This is a genomic window from Agrobacterium sp. 22-209-1 (genome assembly GCF_053522485.1).
This window is the reverse complement of the sequence record NZ_JBNWCH010000001.1, coordinates 246,495-264,822: the sequence shown is the minus strand read 5'-3', so window position 1 is coordinate 264,822 and position 18,328 is coordinate 246,495. Positions and strand designations below refer to the sequence as shown.

The 18,328-nt window shown below is 59.6% G+C and carries 13 protein-coding genes; 11 read left to right on the top strand and 2 right to left on the bottom strand.

What is annotated here, in order from left to right:
• Positions 1-577 precede the first annotated feature (577 nt).
• A complete protein-coding gene (locus ACQZ48_RS01170; RefSeq protein ID WP_077984341.1) occupies positions 578-1,351 on the top strand; it encodes a helix-turn-helix transcriptional regulator in 774 nt (257 codons plus the stop codon).
• A 59-nt stretch (positions 1,352-1,410) separates the two neighbouring features.
• Here ACQZ48_RS01170 and ACQZ48_RS01165 read toward each other — a convergent pair whose 3' ends face one another.
• Positions 1,411-1,761 (bottom strand): hypothetical protein, encoded by a 351-nt coding sequence (locus tag ACQZ48_RS01165; protein WP_080795921.1) that lies wholly within the window; start codon positions 1,759-1,761, stop codon positions 1,411-1,413.
• 392 nt (positions 1,762-2,153) lie between these two features.
• Between ACQZ48_RS01165 and ACQZ48_RS01160 the strand changes: the two genes are divergently transcribed.
• From ACQZ48_RS01160 to ACQZ48_RS01140, 5 genes are read left to right on the top strand one after another with little or no spacing between them, the layout of a single operon-like run.
• On the top strand, positions 2,154-3,176 hold the full coding sequence (locus tag ACQZ48_RS01160; protein WP_077984339.1) for a UDP-glucuronic acid decarboxylase family protein: 1,023 nt from the start codon (positions 2,154-2,156) through the stop codon (positions 3,174-3,176).
• Between the two features lies 1 nt (position 3,177).
• Entirely contained in the window at positions 3,178-4,161 is a 984-nt protein-coding gene (galE, locus tag ACQZ48_RS01155) for a UDP-glucose 4-epimerase GalE (protein WP_077984338.1), read from the top strand.
• The gene (locus tag ACQZ48_RS01150) at positions 4,158-6,110 is read left to right on the top strand and encodes a glycosyltransferase family 2 protein (RefSeq protein ID WP_448728398.1); all 1,953 of its coding nucleotides are present in this window, start codon (positions 4,158-4,160) and stop codon (positions 6,108-6,110) included. The genes galE and ACQZ48_RS01150 overlap by 4 nt, the downstream gene beginning before the upstream one ends.
• Before the next feature lie 14 nt (positions 6,111-6,124).
• Positions 6,125-6,628, top strand: a complete 504-nt coding sequence (locus ACQZ48_RS01145) for a DUF995 domain-containing protein (RefSeq protein ID WP_077984380.1) — start codon at positions 6,125-6,127, stop codon at positions 6,626-6,628.
• A gap of 13 nt (positions 6,629-6,641) precedes the next feature.
• A complete protein-coding gene (locus ACQZ48_RS01140) occupies positions 6,642-7,604 on the top strand; it encodes a glycosyl hydrolase (protein ID WP_448728397.1) in 963 nt (320 codons plus the stop codon).
• Between the two features lie 50 nt (positions 7,605-7,654).
• Here the strand turns inward: ACQZ48_RS01140 and ACQZ48_RS01135 are convergent, their stop codons facing one another.
• On the bottom strand, positions 7,655-8,839 hold the full coding sequence (locus ACQZ48_RS01135) for an AGE family epimerase/isomerase (protein WP_448728396.1): 1,185 nt from the start codon (positions 8,837-8,839) through the stop codon (positions 7,655-7,657).
• Positions 8,840-9,285: 446 nt separating this feature from the next.
• Here ACQZ48_RS01135 and bcsN point away from each other — a divergent pair, with 446 nt between their 5' ends.
• The 5 genes from bcsN (at position 9,286) to ACQZ48_RS01110 (ending at position 18,298) form a co-directional block, all read left to right on the top strand.
• On the top strand, positions 9,286-10,188 hold the full coding sequence (bcsN, locus tag ACQZ48_RS01130) for a cellulose biosynthesis protein BcsN (RefSeq protein ID WP_448728395.1): 903 nt from the start codon (positions 9,286-9,288) through the stop codon (positions 10,186-10,188).
• Positions 10,189-10,282: 94 nt separating this feature from the next.
• Entirely contained in the window at positions 10,283-12,472 is a 2,190-nt protein-coding gene (gene bcsA / locus ACQZ48_RS01125) for a UDP-forming cellulose synthase catalytic subunit (protein ID WP_142911906.1), read from the top strand.
• Positions 12,469-14,946: a cellulose biosynthesis cyclic di-GMP-binding regulatory protein BcsB gene (locus tag ACQZ48_RS01120; RefSeq protein WP_448728394.1), complete on the top strand. Its 2,478-nt coding sequence runs from the start codon at positions 12,469-12,471 to the stop codon at positions 14,944-14,946. The genes bcsA and ACQZ48_RS01120 overlap by 4 nt, the downstream gene beginning before the upstream one ends.
• Positions 14,943-15,998 (top strand): glycosyl hydrolase family 8, encoded by a 1,056-nt coding sequence (locus tag ACQZ48_RS01115; protein WP_448728393.1) that lies wholly within the window; start codon positions 14,943-14,945, stop codon positions 15,996-15,998. Before ACQZ48_RS01120 ends, ACQZ48_RS01115 begins: the two co-directional genes overlap by 4 nt.
• Complete coding sequence (locus tag ACQZ48_RS01110; RefSeq protein ID WP_448728392.1) at positions 15,989-18,298, top strand: tetratricopeptide repeat protein; 2,310 nt, start codon at positions 15,989-15,991, stop codon at positions 18,296-18,298. Before ACQZ48_RS01115 ends, ACQZ48_RS01110 begins: the two co-directional genes overlap by 10 nt.
• Positions 18,299-18,328: the final 30 nt, after the last annotated feature.

The following is an 18,328-nucleotide window of genomic DNA, read 5'->3' as shown; positions in this document are numbered from 1 at the left end:
GGTCAGACTGTGCCGCAGAAAAATTGCGCTTCCTAGATATCAATTCGGGCTAAACATATCGGCACTGTTACCCCGAATATATATGCCGCAGGGTTGTCCGGTGTGCCGCGTCGTAGGTTTGGCCGGAGATTAAGAGGGTTTCGGCGGGTAAAGAGGGCTCTTTGAAACCAGGGTTAATTGCGGGGGGAAATGATCTTTATCCCGGAAAGGAACAGCTCCGCGCTTCGTTCGCTGGCAAGCTATGTAAAGGGATATCAACCAAAAGTTATATATTCCCGGATTGCAAAACCACAGCGAAAGCTTTTCCGATGCGCCTGTTTTTGTGGGCGTTCCCGAATAGGTGATTCTATTGCTTCGTAGCCTGTTTTGTATGTCAATTGTAAAAAATAACCCGTTTGGGCCATTTATTTACACAGCTTTTCGTATTAGCGTGTATTAATTAACGGGTGATTAATAATAGTTGACAGGACTTAAGGCGGAGATTCGCCCCCAAGTATAAGGGGGTGGGAGATAGCCGACGGACAACAGGCAGCACAACCAAAAGAAAGTAATGCGTAAGCGCTTGAGGGAGGCGTCAATGTTCATGGGAACGTCAGATTATGCGGCAAAACAAAAAAACGCCGTTGCTCCTATAAATGGAACTTTATTGATCATAGCGGATCCGGACCTGTTTTCCGAGTGCCTCATGGAGGCGCTGGGCAAAAAGTTCCCCACATTCGCGGTGGTAAGCGTGAGGTCGTCGGGGAAGATCGAAGACGATTACGGTAATAATGTACGGCTGGTTTTGCCTTACCGCATGTCTGGCGATCGTCTTCACGCCGTTCTATCGGAGGTTCGGGCAAAACATCCCGATGCGCCGATCGCGCTCGTTGTCGAAACCATCGAGAAATTCGAGGAGTCGTTGAAAAGACTGGTGGGAATGCGCGTCATTGACGGCGTGTTGCCGCTCAACCTCAGGCTCGATGTCTTCATGGCGGCCGTCGATCTGCTGATGAAGGGCGGAGAACATTTTCCGGCTGCCCTTCTCGGCAAGCTCACGCCCTATTCTTCTTCCGTCAGCGGCAAGAGCGTTCAAAGCAACGCCGTTATCGCCAACCGCGCCGATGCGCTTGCCGCAGGCAGAAGCGACGTGGCGGCGCTGACGACACGCGAGGTGCAAATCCTCGATCTGCTTTGCAAGGGAACGCAAAACAAGATCATTGCTGATCGGTTGCATCTGTCCGAGAACACCGTCAAGGTTCACGTTCGCAATATCTATAAGAAAATGAACGTGCGCAACCGCACGGAGGCTGCGTCGCGCTTCTTTAACAAGGACGAAGACACGACCTTCCCCGGCGGCTGGAAGAACTGAGCGTCAGGACGGAGAGAGCCGTCCGGACGCCGGTTCCTTCCGGTGTTTCTCCACGAGGCTCAGGGCCTCAGGAAGCAGCGGGATTTCTGCCCGAATCCGCTCGGTGAGCAGATATAGGGAGATGAACCCGAGTAGGACTGTCGCGATATCGCGGGCGTGTCCGAGGCGTCGGCAACGAGCGTAACAGCCGCGTTGCCGGTTTTTTGATAACCGTAGGACGCCTTCGCCGGAGCGACCCGGCCTTGGATCGCGGCGGTATTGGCCGACGCGGTCTTGATGAGAACGGCGTCTTCGACCACGGAGCATGAAGCCGTCGCGAAGGTGAAGGTTACAAGTGCCGCGGCAATAAGCGCGAAGCGACAATGGCGGGCTGCTTTGCCGCTATGGGAATAAGGCATTTCATTCGTCATGTGTGTCCCCTGAAATCGACTGTCTGTCGCATCTCGCCGGGCGGTTTTGTTCCCGGTGGACCGAGCCTTACAAAACCAGCATAGCCCCGACTGGTTGAGCGAAGCTTGCGCTAATGCTCAATAAGAAAGGCATAATAGAGGCATAGTTAAAAAGTATTAAATCAAGGGCTATTTCGAGTGGTTTTGGGTAATCAATTGTAATATTTCGATAAAATGAAGTTGACCTGTTTTCTTCTGCGCCTATCATGAAAGTTGAAATTTATCCGATCGAAAATATTAACCTCCAAAAGAAGTAAAAACCGGAGGGTGGTATTAAATACATCTTACAATCTGGGGTTTGATCCAGTTTAGGTGAATCAGCTGCGCTGATTTCTCTTGGGGAGGAGTGTGTAATGCGTAATTTCGTTCCCAACGAACACGACAACGGCGTCACCATCTACTCCGAATGGAGACCTGGCCAACGCGTTCTCGTTAACGGCGGCGCCGGTTTTCTCGGTTCTCATCTCTGTGAACGCCTGCTGAGCAGCGGCCACGAGGTGATCTGTCTCGACGATCTTTCGACCGGACGCACCGCGAATGTGGCGCATTTGCGGGACAATAAGCGGTTTCTGCTGGTCGAGCACGATGTGCGCAAACCCTATGACATCGATGTATCGTTGATCTTCAACTTCGCTTCGCCGGCTTCGCCACCAGACTATCAGCGCGATCCGGTCGGTACGCTGCTCACCAATGTCCTGGGCGCGGTCAATGTACTGGAAGTGGCGCGCAGATGCGGTGCAACGGTGGTGCAGTCCTCTACCTCGGAAGTCTACGGCGATCCGCACATCAATCCGCAGCCGGAAACCTATTTCGGTAATGTAAATACAATCGGACCGCGAGCTTGCTACGATGAAGGGAAACGCAGCGCCGAAACGCTGTTTTTCGATTATCACCGTAGTTTCGGTGTCGATATCAAGGTGGGACGCATCTTCAACACCTATGGACCGCGCATGCGACCCGATGATGGGCGTGTGGTTTCGAACTTCATCGTCCAGGCTCTGAAGGGCGCTGACATCACCATTTATGGCGATGGCAGCCAGACACGGTCCTTCTGCTATGTCGATGACCTGATCGACGGTTTCCTGCGCTTCTCGGCCAAGCCGAAAGATTGCACCGGGCCGATCAATCTCGGCAACCCGAGCGAAATTCCGGTACGGCAGCTCGCCGATATCGTCATCCGTATGACGGGTTCCCGTTCGCGCATCGTGCATCTGCCCGCTGCGATCGACGATCCGCAGCAACGCCGCCCCGATATTTCACGGGCAAACGAGCTGCTGAGATGGCAACCGCGTGTGCCGCTCGAGATCGGTCTGGAAAAAACCATCGTCTATTTCGATGCACTGCTGGCCGGTAAGGCTGTGGCGGAGGCCGTATGAGATGCCCCGCACAATCCTCGTCACGGGCGGGGCCGGATTCATAGGCAGCCACATCTGCAAGGCGCTTGCCCTCTCCGGCTTCAAGCCCATCGCTTACGACAATCTCTCGACGGGTCACGCGGATTCGGTTCGCTGGGGACCCTTTATCGAGGGCGACATTCTGGATCGCGGCCTTTTGAAAGCCACGCTCAGGGAGTTCTCACCGGCCTTTGTCATCCATTGCGCCGCCAATGCCTATGTCGGCGAGTCCGTCGAGGATCCACGCAAATATTACCGCAACAATGTCGGCGGGAGCCTTTCGCTGCTGGATGCCTGTCTCGACCAGGATATCGGCGGGCTGGTGTTTTCTTCCAGCTGCGCCACCTATGGCGTGCCGCCGCAATTGCCTATCCGTGAGGAGACGGCGCAGATGCCGGTCAATCCTTACGGGCGCACCAAGTTGATCTTCGAGATGGCGCTGGAAGATTATGCTGCCGCCTACGGTCTGCGTTTCGTGGCGCTGCGTTATTTCAATGCCGCCGGCGCCGATCCGGACGGTGAGCTTTACGAGCGCCATGAGCCTGAAACCCATCTGATCCCGCGGGCGCTGATGGCTGCGGCCGCAAGGCTGCCGCGACTGGATGTCTTCGGGGCGGATTACGACACCAGCGACGGCACCTGCATTCGTGATTACATCCATGTCAGCGATCTGGCCGACGCCCATGTGGCCGCCGTCAATTATCTTGCCGATGGCGGAGAGACGCTGCGTGTCAATCTCGGTTCCGGGCACGGTACATCGGTCGGCGATATCATCCGCGCGATCCACCGCGTGACGGGGCAGGAGGTTCCGGTCCATTTCGGCGCACGGCGCGCCGGCGATCCGCCGGCCCTGTTTGCGGATATAAAGCGTGCGGAAGAGACGCTCGGCTTTATTCCGAAGCGTTCGGATATCGACACCATCATCCGCACGGCAGGTCCCGGCTTCGGACTGGAGGTGCGGTCATGAAGATCCGTTCCGCCGCTTCCGTTCCATCGGCCCGTTCGGTCGCCGTTGCCAGCGACCTGAGGATGCAACCGGTCTTCACCGGCTGGAACCGGTTGGCCTATCGCCTCGGCATCGGCGGTTGGCTGGTGACGCTCGCCTGGTTCTGGATCTGGTGGCTTGATCGCGACCGCGTCATCGACTGGCCCTATTACACCGTCGTCACGATCACTCTGGCGTGGATCACGCTTCTGCCGTCCTACTTCATCTTCATCTTCCTGAATGCAAGGGTCGTGGACCGGCGCTCCCCTCTGCCACGGGGCAGGGTGGCGATGGTTGTCACCAAGGCGCCGTCGGAACCCTTCGCGGTGGTGCAAAAGACGCTGCTGGCCATGCTCGATCAGAGAGGGCTCGATCAGCGAGGGCTGGAATTCGACGTCTGGCTTGCCGATGAGGCTCCCGATGCGGATACGCTGAAATGGTGTGGTGCGCACGGCGTTTTCGTTTCCACGCGACAGGGCGTTGCCGAATATCATCGCAAGACCTGGCCGCGGCGCACGCGCTGCAAAGAAGGCAATCTCGCCTATTTCTACGATCGTTACGGTTACGAGCGTTATGATTTCGTCGCTCAGTTCGATGCGGATCATGTGCCGGAGCCGGAATATCTCAGCGAGATCATCCGTCCCTTTGCCGATCCGAGAGTTGGCTATGTTTCTGCCCCGAGCATTTGCGACGCCAATGCCAGTGAAAGCTGGGCCGCGCGCGGCAGGCTTTATGCCGAGGCTAGTCTGCATGGCGCGTTGCAGCTGGGTTACAATAATGGCTGGGCGCCTCTGTGCATTGGTTCGCATTATGCCGTGCGCACGAAAGCCCTGCGCGAGGTCGGCGGTCTTGGCCCGGAGCTTGCCGAGGATCATTCCACCACGCTTCTGATGAACGCCGGCGGCTGGCGCGGCGTCCACGCCGTCAACGCCATCGCCCATGGCGACGGCCCGGTGACCTTTGCCGATCTCATCGTGCAGGAATTCCAATGGTCGCGTAGCCTGATGACTATTCTGCTGCAATATTCAAGGCACTACGTGCCGAAGCTGCCTGCGCGCCTGAAGTTCCAGTTCCTGTTTTCGCAGCTCTGGTATCCGCTGTTTTCCGGCTTCATGGCGCTGATGTTCTTGCTTCCCGCTGTTGCGCTGATACGCGGCGATGTACTGGTCAACGCATCCTATCCGGCGTTTCTGGCGCATTTCCTGCCGGTTTCACTAATCATGATCGTCTTTGCCTTCTTCTGGCGGGCCACGGGCGCATTCCGTCCGCACGATGCGAAGCTTTTCAGCTGGGAGGCCATGGTATTTCTGTTCTTGCGCTGGCCCTGGTCGCTGATGGGGGTGCTGGCGGCGATACGCGACACGATCCGTGGCGACTTCGTCGATTTCCGCATCACGCCCAAGGGCATGCAGGCAAAACCGCCGCTACCGCTGAGGGTTGTCGCGCCTTACATCGTACTGGCGGCGCTCAGCCTTGCGGCCATGGTTCTGGCGCCCCGTGAAAACGGGGCGGAGGGTTTCTTCATCTTCGCCGCCATCAATGTGGCGATCTATTCGGGCCTCTGCGTGTTTCTGCTCATCCGTCATGCCACGGAAAACGGCTTGCCCAGGCTGCCGGCATTGCGCGGTGGAGCGACTGCCGCAGCCTGCTCGTTGCTGCTGGCGGCGGGAAGTGCTGTAGAGCTCGGTTCCCATGCAATCGGCGGCCTGGAAGCCCTGTCGCACGGGCAGCCCTATGTGAGTTTTACCGAAACGCGGTTCACGGTCGCCGGCGCGGGTGTGGAAGGTGCGAGATCGGTGCGTCTGAAACTGCGCATTACCGTACCGGGCTTGCGCGAACCGCAGGAAATGCAGGCGGAACCCATCGTGACGCCGCCGCCAGCGGTGGCGCCCGGAGAGATCATGCTGGCCGACAATAGGGTCGGACAATGAAGGAGGAGGCTGTGATGAAAACAACAATAAGCAAATGCGGATTCTCCGCTTTCGTACTCTGTCTTGCGGTGGTCTTGCCAAGCGCGGTCCATGCTGCAGGCGGCACGAAGACGCCGAAACCGCTCAGAACCAGCGAGGTCGTGAAGATGTACTTCGACAAGACCTGGAAATGGGAAACGGGCGGCGGACGCTTCATTGCCGAAGACCGCAAATTCATCGCTGCGACGCAGGAAAAGGGCCAGAAATCCACCGGTAAAGGCCGCTGGACTGTCGACGCCAACGGCACGCTCTGCATGCGCGCCACCTGGAAAAGCGCCGCTGGCAAAGGCAAGGCCGATACCTGTTTCGATCACGGCCGCATCGGCAAGGTGATCTACCAGCGCAAGCAGGGCGGGCCATGGTACGTGTTCCGGCACAACCCGCCACGCCCAGGCGATGAATTCCTCAAACTTGTCCGCAAGGACAATGTCACGCCGCAGATCGCCGCATACGACAAGGCGATGAGGGCAACAAGGTAGGGAGTAAGGTGTCATGCAAATAACAAGAAGAAAACTTCTGTTCGCAGGTGGTGCCGCCGCAGCCTTTACCGCCGGCATGTATCCGGTGCTCAAGCTCGACGCACAGGGTGTCGCCCCCATGACGTCGACGGGCATGAAGACGCTTGCCGACAAAAGACCGACATTGCATGCGGACGGTATTCGTTTCGGCGCATACGATCCGCACGGCGATTTCACCGGCCAGGCCGGGGTGGCGACGGAACATCTGTTCCTGCCCTGGGAGGACGTGGATCTCGACAGTCTGGCGCTTGCGGATGCCTATGCGATGGAACGCAAGCGCAACGTGCTGATCACGGTCGAACCCTGGTCCTGGGACGTAAACTGGCGGCTCACCTCCGACGAATTGCGCCGTAAGGTGATGAGAGGCGACTACGACCAGAATATGCAGGCGATCGCCGCGCGCATGTCTGCGATGAAGAGCCCGCTGATCCTGCGCTGGGGACAGGAAATGGAGGACACGTCCGGCCGCTTCTCTTGGTCGGGCTGGAACCCGCGTGATTACATCGCGGCCTATAGACGTATGGTGGACATGACCCGTAAGGCGGTTCCCGGCGTCAAGGTGATGTGGTCACCCAAGGGTATGGATGGTCTGCGGGTTTATTACCCCGGCGACAATTACGCGGATCTTGTGGGTCTTTCGGTCTTCGGTCTCGAGGAGTACGATAAGATCGAATATGGCGCGCCGCAGACCTTTACTGACCTGTTGCGCAAGGGCTATGGACTTGTCGAAAACTTCAACAAGCCGGTCTGGGTTGCCGAATTGGGCTATGAAGGCGGCGATTCCTATGTTCGTCCGTGGATGAACGACGTGACGCTGAAGCAGGCGGATTTTCCACAACTGGAAGAAGTCGTCTATTTCAATGACAAGGATGTTCATCCCTGGCCGCACAATCTCGGCAGACCTGATTGGCGCGTGGTCAGACCGGCCAAGGTTTGATCGCCATCGATACCAGCGAGCGGCGACGCCGCTCGCCCGCAGCTTCGATATTATTGATCCGCTGAAAGCACCGCCTCCGCCTCATAGATGGCGCAGACGATGTGATAAAACGTGCTTGCTGGTGCCGGCTCATCGAGCATCGGCTTATCCGCTGGCCATTTGTCGAACCACAGGCCCTTGACCGTGGTGTCGAGGAAAGGTTGCAGCGCGCCGATGGCGCTGAGACCGGAGGCGAGGTAACGCTGCCGCTCCTCACCGCTCGTGACGCTCGCAAGCCGTACCGCCGCTTTCAGCCATTCCGTCTGCGGCCATAACCGCGCCAGCCCGTCATGCACCGAAAAATCGTCGTAGAGGCTCATCACCGCCACTTTGCGGCGCGGGCAGATGCCATGTTCTTCGCCGATCTGGAACAGCCGTTTTGCCTTCCTGATCGCTTCATCGTTTCCACGCAGGGCCCCCCAGCGCACAAGAAGCCATGCCCATTCGAACTGGTGGCCCGGCTCCATGATCCGGCCCTTGTCGCTATCATGGGGTGTCCAGTCATGACCGAAGAATTCGCGCAAGCCGCCACTGCCGCCATCGATGAAGCGGTTAAGCGCAAGACCGGCGATCTCGTCGGCCAGCGCCGACCATGGGCCGTCCGGGTCCTGCACCTCCCAGGCCAGCATCGCCTCGAAGAGATGCATGTGCGGATTGGAGCAGAGCGGCGTGCGCGGCGGGTTCGCCTCCTCGAAACCTGCGACCGGATGTCTGTAGTCACGTTCAAGGATGGCGAGGATATCAAGCGCCCGGTCGCGCATCTCGTCCCTGCGCTCGGGAAGGCTTGCGGCCGCCTGCGCGGCGGCGAAAAGCGCAAAAGCCTGATTGTAGAGATCGAAGGAGGGGTCGATCAGCCTGCCGGTCTGGTCGGCAAGGTTGCCGTAAAGGCCGTTTTCAAGGCGATAGACCTTCTCGAACCAGGAAAGCCCGTGCTGGAGCGCGTCTTTCCACGGCCCCTGCCAGCCATGCTGGCCGGCGGCAGCGAAACAATAGGCCTGGCGCGGCTGCACGCGGGCGCGGCGGTCATCGGAAAAAATCGGTTTCGCATCCTGACCGAGACGCTCGTAAAAGCCGCCATCCGGGCGGGCCGATCCCGCCTCCCACCACAGGGGTAGGGCGTCCTCATCCAGCCATTTGCGTAATGTTCCGATCTCTTCGGCAAGCGCCTGCGCGATGCTCGGAAATTGCAATGTCATACGTCAACTCTCTGTTTTTACAGTTGAATAAAAAAAGGACCAATAAAAATACGTCATCATGGAGCCAAGTAGACCATGGGACATATTGCGCTGCAACCGCAAAAATTATCGATCTCTATCCAAACTAACCGATAACAAGGCAGTCGGTTCCGTCGTCTCATCGGTGGGTCGATGCACGCTGTTGATTCGAAGGACCAAAATGTCAGAAATTACAACGCGAGTTTGATACTTCCTAAAATTCGTATTGCTTATTTGATCCCCTCCCGTATTTCGTAACAATGGTCTGGTCATTAGTGATTCGGTCTCCTTTTAACCTGGGCGGCGTTGGGGAAATAAAGGGGCGCAAGGCAGTGAGATTTTCTGCCTTTACTTCATTGCTGTTCTCCGTTGCGGTTCTTTCGGGCTGCAATACTCCCGCGGGCGTTCGGTCCTTCGGGGGCGCGCAGATGTTGTCTCCGTCCGAGGCGTTGGTTTTCCCGCCGCCCGGTGGTCCCGAAATCGTGACCGTGGTCAACCGCACCTATTCCAACGCCGTGGCGCAGCAGGTCATTTTGCGCTCTGAGGCCGCGACCCCCGGGCAGAACTATATCAAAGCCGAGTTTTTCGGTCCGCAAAAGGCAGGGGATACCGGTGGCGATGCGCTGACTTTTTCCGGTTTCAGGGCATCTTCCGTTGCGCGGGAGATCCGGTCCGAGTTTCCAGGCCAAAACATCGCCATGTCGGCAAATTACCTGCAGAACGGTTATGGCGCGTTCGCCTATGCCGCCGGCAGCGGCCGTGGCGACGATACCTGCCTTTATGGCTGGCAGGACATACGCTCGCCGGAAAGCATGCGGCAGGATTTCCGCAATCTCGGGCGCATCAAGGTGCGGCTGCGCCTTTGCCAGTCAGGCGCCAGTGTCGAGCGGCTGCTGGCGGTCATGTATAATTACACGATTACCGGCGCCTACGCCTCGCCAGGCTGGAACCCTTACGGCACGCCGCAGGCGGTGGATAAAAATCTCGGACGGCCGGGCCACCCGGTCTATCCCATAGAGGCGGATGAGGTGCCCATGCGGCCCGGCGGCGAGGTGACCGCGAGCGTCCCGACCCGGCCCGTTCGTCGCACGGCTGCCGTTGCGCCGCCCGCCCAGCCGGAACCGCAGCCACTTCCACCCGTTGCTGCAGTCAGTATCCCGTCGCCCGCATCGGCTGGCGCGCCCCTCCAGCCTGCAAGGCCTACGGTGGCGAGCAGGCGCGTCGATGGTGCGCCGGCGGATGGCGGCCGGCAACCATCGCAAGTCCCGCAGGTATCCATTCCGTCGCCCGCATGTCTGTCCGGTTCGGGGGTGACGCCAGGATGCAGGTGATCGCCGGAACCAGCGGGAAAGAGCACGCCAAGGCGAAGATCGCAAAAAATCCGGGCCGAAATTCCGGGTTGGGAAGACAACGGAAAGTTTCTAGATGAGCAAGGCCATCACAATCATTGTCTGGTTACTTGTTTCGGTTTGCGTTCTGGCCATCGTCACGATGCCGGTCAGCCTGCAGACGCATCTGGTCGCCACGGCGATTTCCCTCATTCTGCTGGCGACGATCAAAAGTTTCAACGGGCAGGGGGCTTGGCGTCTGGTCGCGCTCGGTTTCGGCACGGCCATCGTGCTGCGCTATGTCTACTGGCGCACCACCAGCACGCTGCCGCCCGTCAATCAGCTTGAGAACTTCATTCCCGGCTTTCTGCTCTATCTGGCGGAAATGTATAGCGTCATTATGCTGGCGCTCAGCCTCGTCATCGTATCGATGCCGTTGCCGTCGCGCAAGGCGAGGCCCGGTTCACCCGATTACCGGCCGACGGTGGATGTCTTCGTGCCGAGCTATAACGAGGACGCGGAGCTTCTCGCCAATACGCTCGCAGCGGCCAAGAACATGGATTATCCGGCCGACCGGTTTACCGTCTGGCTGCTGGACGATGGTGGCTCGGTGCAAAAGCGCAACGCCAGCAATATCGTCGAGGCGCAGGCGGCGCAGCGCCGCCACGAGGAGTTGAAGAAGCTCTGCGAGGATCTCGATGTGCGTTATCTGACGCGCGAGCGCAACGTCCACGCCAAGGCCGGAAATCTAAATAACGGGCTTGCCCATTCGACCGGCGAGCTCGTGACCGTGTTCGACGCCGACCACGCGCCCGCCCGCGACTTCCTATTGGAAACGGTTGGCTATTTCGAAGAGGACCCGCGGCTCTTTCTCGTCCAGACGCCGCATTTCTTCGTCAATCCCGATCCCATCGAGCGCAATTTGCGCACCTTCGAGACGATGCCCAGCGAAAACGAGATGTTTTACGGCATCATCCAGCGCGGCCTCGACAAGTGGAACGGTGCATTCTTCTGCGGCTCGGCCGCGGTGCTACGGCGTGAGGCGTTGCAGGATACCGAAGGGTTCAGCGGTGTCAGCATCACGGAAGATTGCGAAACGGCCCTGGCGCTGCATTCGCGCGGCTGGAACAGCATTTATGTCGACAAGCCGTTGATCGCCGGGCTGCAGCCGGCGACCTTCGCAAGCTTTATCGGCCAGCGCAGCCGCTGGGCGCAGGGCATGATGCAAATCCTGATCTTCCGCCAGCCCCTTTTCCGGCGCGGTCTCTCGTTTACGCAACGCCTCTGCTACATGTCGTCGACGCTGTTCTGGCTGTTTCCGTTCCCGCGCACCATCTTCCTGTTCGCACCGCTGTTCTACCTGTTCTTCGACCTGCAGATTTTCGTGGCTTCCGGCGGCGAGTTTTTGGCCTATACGGCGGCCTATATGCTCGTGAACCTGATGATGCAGAACTATCTCTATGGCAGCTTCCGCTGGCCGTGGATTTCGGAACTTTACGAATATGTACAGACGGTTCACCTCCTGCCCGCCGTCGTTTCGGTGATCTTCAATCCCGGCAAGCCCACCTTCAAGGTGACGGCGAAGGACGAATCCATCGCCGAGGCGCGGCTTTCGGAAATCAGCCGGCCGTTTTTCGTCATTTTCGCGCTGCTGGTGGTGGCAATGGCCTTTGCAGTTTGGCGCATCTACAGCGAGCCTTACAAGGCGGATGTCACGCTCGTGGTCGGCGGTTGGAACCTGCTCAATCTCATCTTCGCGGGCTGTGCGCTCGGTGTCGTCTCCGAGCGCGGCGACAAGTCGGCGTCGCGGCGCATAACGGTCAAACGGCGTTGCGAAGTCAAGCTCGAGGGCAGCGACGCCTGGGTGCCGGCTTCCATCGATAACGTGTCTGTTCATGGCCTGCTGATCAATCTCTTCGACAGCGCGACAACCATCGAAAAAGGCGCCACAGCCATCGTGAAGGTCAGGCCGCATAGTGAGGGCGTGCCGGAAACCATGCCTGTCAACGTGGTGCGAACGGTGAAGGGCGAGGGGTTCATCTCGATCGGCTGTACGTTTTCGCCGCAACGCGCCGTCGATCACCGCCTGATTGCGGACCTGATCTTCGCCAATTCGGAACAGTGGAGCGAATTCCAGCGGGTGCGCCGCAAGAACCCCGGCCTTATACGCGGCACCGCCATCTTCCTGGCGATCGCGCTCTTCCAGACGCAGCGCGGCCTTTATTATCTGGTCCGGACGCTTCGGCCTGCGCCCAGAGACGTCAAATCTGTCGGAGCGGTAAAATGAACGGCCGTAAACCCATCCGGGATTCTCTGGCAATATTGGTATGGGGAGCCGTCGCCACGGGCGCTATGGCGCAGTCGTCCCCTTTCGACATGTCGCCGGAACGGCCCACCCAGACTGCTCCGACACCCGAGCCGCCTGCCGCACCGTATCAGCTGCCGCCTGCCCAGATGCCGGCCCAGTCGTCGTCTCAGCCATCCACCCCGCCGCCATTTGCCGTTCAGCCCGCGCCGCAGTCGCAGCAGAGCCCCGCCGTTCCTTCGCCGCCTGTTGCGGCTCCTCCGCGTCAGGAGGGCGCAGGACCTGCTCCAGCACCGTCGCTCAACGCCGACAGCCGCCGACGTTACATCCTGCCCTATGAAAAGCTCAGCCTTTCCGGTGAGATGGATCGGCGGCAATGGAGTATCTACCTGACGCCGGAACAGGTGAACGCCGCCGTTTCGCTCAATATCGGGTATCAGAACGCCATTGTCGTCGCGCCGGAAAGCTCGAATTTTCAGGTCAGCCTGAACAATGTCGCGCTGGATCCGGCGCGTATCGAAGCGCCCGACAGCGAAGGCAATGTCTCCTTGACGATTCCGCCCGGTGTCTTGCAGGTCGGCTCTAATGTCGTGAGACTGGGCGTACAGCAACGCCATAGAACCGATTGCACGATCCAGTCCACCTATGATCTGTGGACCGATATTGACCCTGGCAATACCTATATCGGCTTTAATGCGGATGTCGCCGGAAGCTTTACCAATATCGACGATATTCAGGCGACCGGGCCGGATGGCAAGGCGATGACGTCGATCGAGATTGTCGCACCGGCACTCGGAAATCCGGCATTTGCGGATTCTCTCCTGCGCCTTTCACAGGCGCTGGCGCTCCGAACCCAGATGCCGAACCAGACGATCCGCTTCGTGGCTGCTCCTTCCCCTGAACGCAAGGCGGGCACGCTGACGGTCTTCGTCGGCACCGCCCGTGAGATCGCCGGGATCGCAGGAACGCTGCCACCCGAGGCTTCGGCAGGCGCTTTCGCCGGCTTCGGCGCTGCCGCGCCGGGCGCTCTTTCCCCGCTTTTTGTGAGCGGTCCCACCTCTCAGGCGGTGCAGGCGGCAATTGAAACGTTGTTTTCGTCGATATCGCGCACCCCCGGTGCGCAGAGAACGACTTTTTCGACCCGCAGCTGGCATGCGCCGGATGTGCCGCTCATCATGTCTGATCGTCGTATCGCGCTTTCCGAACTTGGTCTCGAAAGCACCGAATTTGGCGGGCGGCGTTTCCGCAACGAATTTTATGTCGGCATGCCGGCTGATTTTTACGCATCTGCCTATGGTGAGGCGTCGCTTCTCCTCGACGCCGCCTACTCGTCGCAGGTACTGCCGGGCAGCCATGTCGATATCTACGTCAATGACCAGATAGCCTCGACCGTGCCGATTTCCAACAATGGCGGCGGCATTTTCCGGCATCTGCCGATCAATGTGACGATGCGTCATTTCAAGCCCGGGCCGAACAAGGTGACCATCGAGGCGGTGTTGATGACGGCACAGGATCAGGCCTGCGCCCCCGGCGCGCCCGCCAGCACGACGCCGCGTTTTGCATTGTTCGACACGTCGGAACTTCATATTCCGGACTATGCGCAGATCGGCCGCAAGCCGGATCTCGCCGCGATGGCGGGGGCCGGACAACCCTATCGGACCGGCGGAGCACCTGTTGCCCTGTCACTCGACCGTTTCGACACCGATACCATGTCTGCGGCAGCGACGCTGATCAGCCGTCTGGCAAGCGTGGCGGGGCATCCCATCGACATTGAGACTGTCGCCTCGCCACTGGTGATCGGCGATCGCGACGCGCTGTTCGTCGGCACGATTTCGCAGTTCCCGCAGGCATTGATCGGCCAGTTCAATCTCGTTTCCTCCAGCCAGATCTCCTGGAAAATGGGAACCGGCGTCCAGCCGCCCGCCCAAAGCAGCGATACCCTTTTCAACGACTGGCGCGAGCGGGTGGATGGCGGTGTCTGGGAGGGGCAGGTGTCCTCCCTCGAGGAGTGGATGAAGCGGAATTTCGACCTGAGTTCGGATACGCTGCGCTTCCTGCCGGCAGCCGAGCAGCTCTATGCGCCGCCAAGCAATGTCTCCTTCATGCTGGCCCAGGGGCTGAGCCCCTCCGGCGAGGGTGTGTGGACGCTTGCCACTGCACCGACTTCAGCCGAACTTCGTGACGGGATGGCGGCGATGACACGGGAAAACCGCTGGAGCGGCGTGAGGGGACGTGTTGCCGCTTACGATGCCGCTGCCGAAAATCTGGAGACAGTGGAGGTGGAGCGGCCTTATTTTTACGTCACGCGGGCGTTTTCCCTTTCCAACTGGAGGCTGATCGCCGCCAACTGGTTGTCTTCCAACGTTCTTTCCTATTCGCTGGCGTTCATCGGTTTCGTGTCTCTCCTTGGCCTCGCCACGTTCGCGATGCTGCGCATGATGGGACGGCATCGATGAAGAGCGGAATTTCGAAACTGGCCGGTATTTTCTTCCTGTCCATGATGACGATGATTGCAGGTATTTCCGTCAGCCGCGCCGCTTCGGTTTCGCCGGAGGCGTGGTCCGCCTATAAAGGCGCGTTTCTCGATCCCGGCGGCCGCGTCATCGATACGGGCAACGGCAATATCAGCCATAGCGAAGGCCAGGGCTACGGCATGTGGCTTGCCGTGCTTGCCGACAACCTGTCCGACTTCGAGCTGATATGGAGTTTCACGCGCACCGAGCTTTTGGTGCGTGACGACGGGCTTTCCGCCTGGAAATGGGATCCGCGCATCAAGCCGCATATAACCGATATCAACAACGCCACGGATGGCGACATTCTGATCGCTTATGCGTTGGCGCTGGCGGCAGGGCAATGGAACCGGCAGGATTATGCCGAAGCATCGGCAGCCATCGCATCCGCCATTCTCAAGAAGACGGTGGTGCGACGCGGCGGGCGAACCCTGCTTTTGCCGGCGGCCAGCGGTTTTAACGAGGATGACCGGGAGGACGGGCCAGTGGTCAATTCTTCCTATCTGATTTTCGAGGCCTTTCCGGTACTCAATCTTGTTGCGCCATCGCCGCTTTGGAAAGCCATTGCCGATGACGGTGCGGCGCAGATCGAGACATTCGCTTTCAGCGATCGAAAACTGCCGGCCGACTGGGTATCGGTGAAGACGAAGCCGCAGCCAGCATCGGGCTTCCCGCCGGAATTCGGCTATAATGCGGTGCGCATACCGCTTTATCTGGCAAGGGCGAATATGGGATCGCCGGTGCTGCTTGCCCGGCTGAAAAGCGGCATGACGCTGGAAAGCGGCGCTGCCGGAACCTTCGATCTGAGGAGCGGCGCGGTCAAGGATGTCCTGTCCGATCCCGGCTATCGCATCATCCCGGCGCTCGCAGCCTGTATCGGCGGCGGGCCGGACGTTTCCGCCGAACTTAAGAATTTCCAGCCAACACTTTATTATCCTTCCACATTGCATCTTCTGGCATTGTCGTTTCTGGCAAGGAATAACGGGGAATGCCGATGAACAAACCACTGTCGACCTCGGCTCTCATTCTGCTTCTTATAGCGCTCGCCGCCTTCCACTGGCGCGACAGCATCCTCGGGCGGGTGTCGGACGTGCATACCTCGGCGGTCGGCGACAACCGGACGACGCAGCGTGTTTTGTCGACGGCGGCCAATCCGGCGCAGATAAATGCTTTCGTCAAGAACCGTGAAATGGCGCAGGTAACGCAGCCCGAGACACCGCCGGTGACGGTGCCGGCGACCGACCCCTTGCCGGTCACGCCGTCTGCCGGGCAGGCGCCGCAAACGAAGACGACGCAGGCACCGGCCCCTCGTGCCACCCAGCCTGCCTCGGCCGATATGCCCGAGGTCGATTTGAGCGCATTGCGCTATTTCGCGGCGAGGGGCGATACGCAGCGTCTTCAAGCCGAAATCGCGCGCCTGCGCGCGCTCTATCCCAACTGGACGCCGCCTGCCGATCCTCTCGCCATTCCCGAAAACGGCGATCCTCAGCTCGACGCGATGTGGCAGCTTTATACCGACGGCCGTTATGCCGAGGTGCGGAAAGCGATTGCCGACCGCCAGCAGGCGGAGCCCGGCTGGCAGGCGCCCGACAATCTGATGGGCATGCTTTCCCTTGCCGAAGCGCGCCAGCGCCTCGTTAATGCTTCCGATCTCAAGCAATATGCAACAGTGGTGGATACAGCTGCCAACAACCCCGGCCTGCTGACCTGCGGCGAGGTCGATGCGCTGTGGCGGGTTGCTGATGCTTTCGCCAATACCGACCGGATGGGACGGGCGCGCGATGCCTATCTCTACATTCTCAACAATTGCACCGTCGCCAGCGACAGGCTCGCCACCGTGCAGAAGGCATCCGCGCTTTTGCCGGCGGAAATGATGGACGAGCTGCTTGCCAGGGAAAAACCGGGTGTGGACGGTCAACTGGAATTCGAACCGGTCAAGAATGATCTCGCCCGTCAGTTCGTGGCAAAGGCAGGGGAGAAGGAGGGCGTCAACGTTCCCTCGACCTATGTGATGCGGCTTCAGCGACTTGCCGAGACCGACAAGCTTGCAAGCGACGCCCTGCTGCTCGGCTGGTACAATATCCGGCAGAAGAACATGGCGGAGGCGGAAAAATGGTTCCGCAAGGCGCGGGAAGAGGAAGACAGCGCATCGGCCTCGCAGGGGCTGGCGCTGGCGCTGATCGACCGTAACGAGCCGCGTGAGGCCGAGGACGTCATGTATAAATGGCGCAAGGCATCCGACGATGCGCTTGCGACTTATCTCGCCGCAACGGCCAATCTTCTGGCGCTGGAGCCGCCGGTCGTTCTGCCGCCGGAGGTGCTGCAACGTATCGCCGCCGAAACGGTGGCGCGCAAGGATGCAGCGACGGCGCAGCAATTCGGCTGGTACTCGCTTGCCTTCCGGCAGACGCCGCTCGCTTTGCAATGGTTCAGTACGGCCCTTGGCTGGAAACCCGATGATGAGCCATCAGCCTACGGCATGGCCGTCAGCTATCACGATCTTCGCAATCTTGCCGGCCTGCGCGGCATCCAGCAGCAATGGGGAGGCCGTTCGCAACGTATCGCCGATGTGGGAACCGAGCGCATGGTGGATCAGTCCGGGCAGGCGGTTGCGGCACAGGTGACGCCGCCGCCCCTGCAGGCCAATGCCCCGCAGGGGGAAACGGCGGTGGTGTATAATCCACCCGTCGTCCAGCAACCTGAACCTTCGCGCAAGCAGGCGCGTCGCGCAGTGCAGGCGCAAAGGGAAACAAGCGCCGCATCGCGCCCACGCTCCTGCGTTGCCTATCCCGATCCGCAACGTTTGCCGCCACAGCAGGCGCTTGATCTCGGTTGGTGCCTGATGGAGACGAACCGGCCGGCGGAGGCTCTCAAAGCTTTCGAATCCGCGATAGAAAGCGGTCAGTCCAATGTCAAAAGCGATGCGGCCTATGGCCAGAGCCTTGCCTATCTGCGCATGGGCTTGACGGACCGTGCAGCCGTCTCGGCAACGAAGTCGCACATGGATCGCCCGCGTGCGACGGAACTGCAAGTCGCGATCCTTGCCGATCGAGCGGTTTCCGCATTCGGGTCGAAGCGATATGTTGAAACTCTTCTCCTGCTCGATCAGCGCGCGCGGCTGGCGGATGAACGCACTGACCTGATGGTGCTGCGCGGTTATTCCTACCTCGCCATGCGCCGTTATGGTGAGGCCGCCCAGATTTTCGAAAGCCTGACGGCTATCGGAAACAAGGATGGTATCCGCGGGCTGGCTGCGGTGCGCGCCGCCCGGCCGAGCAACGGCCCCCAGGGCGGCTGACGTTCGGCTGATCGTGGCGGGATGTCTTCG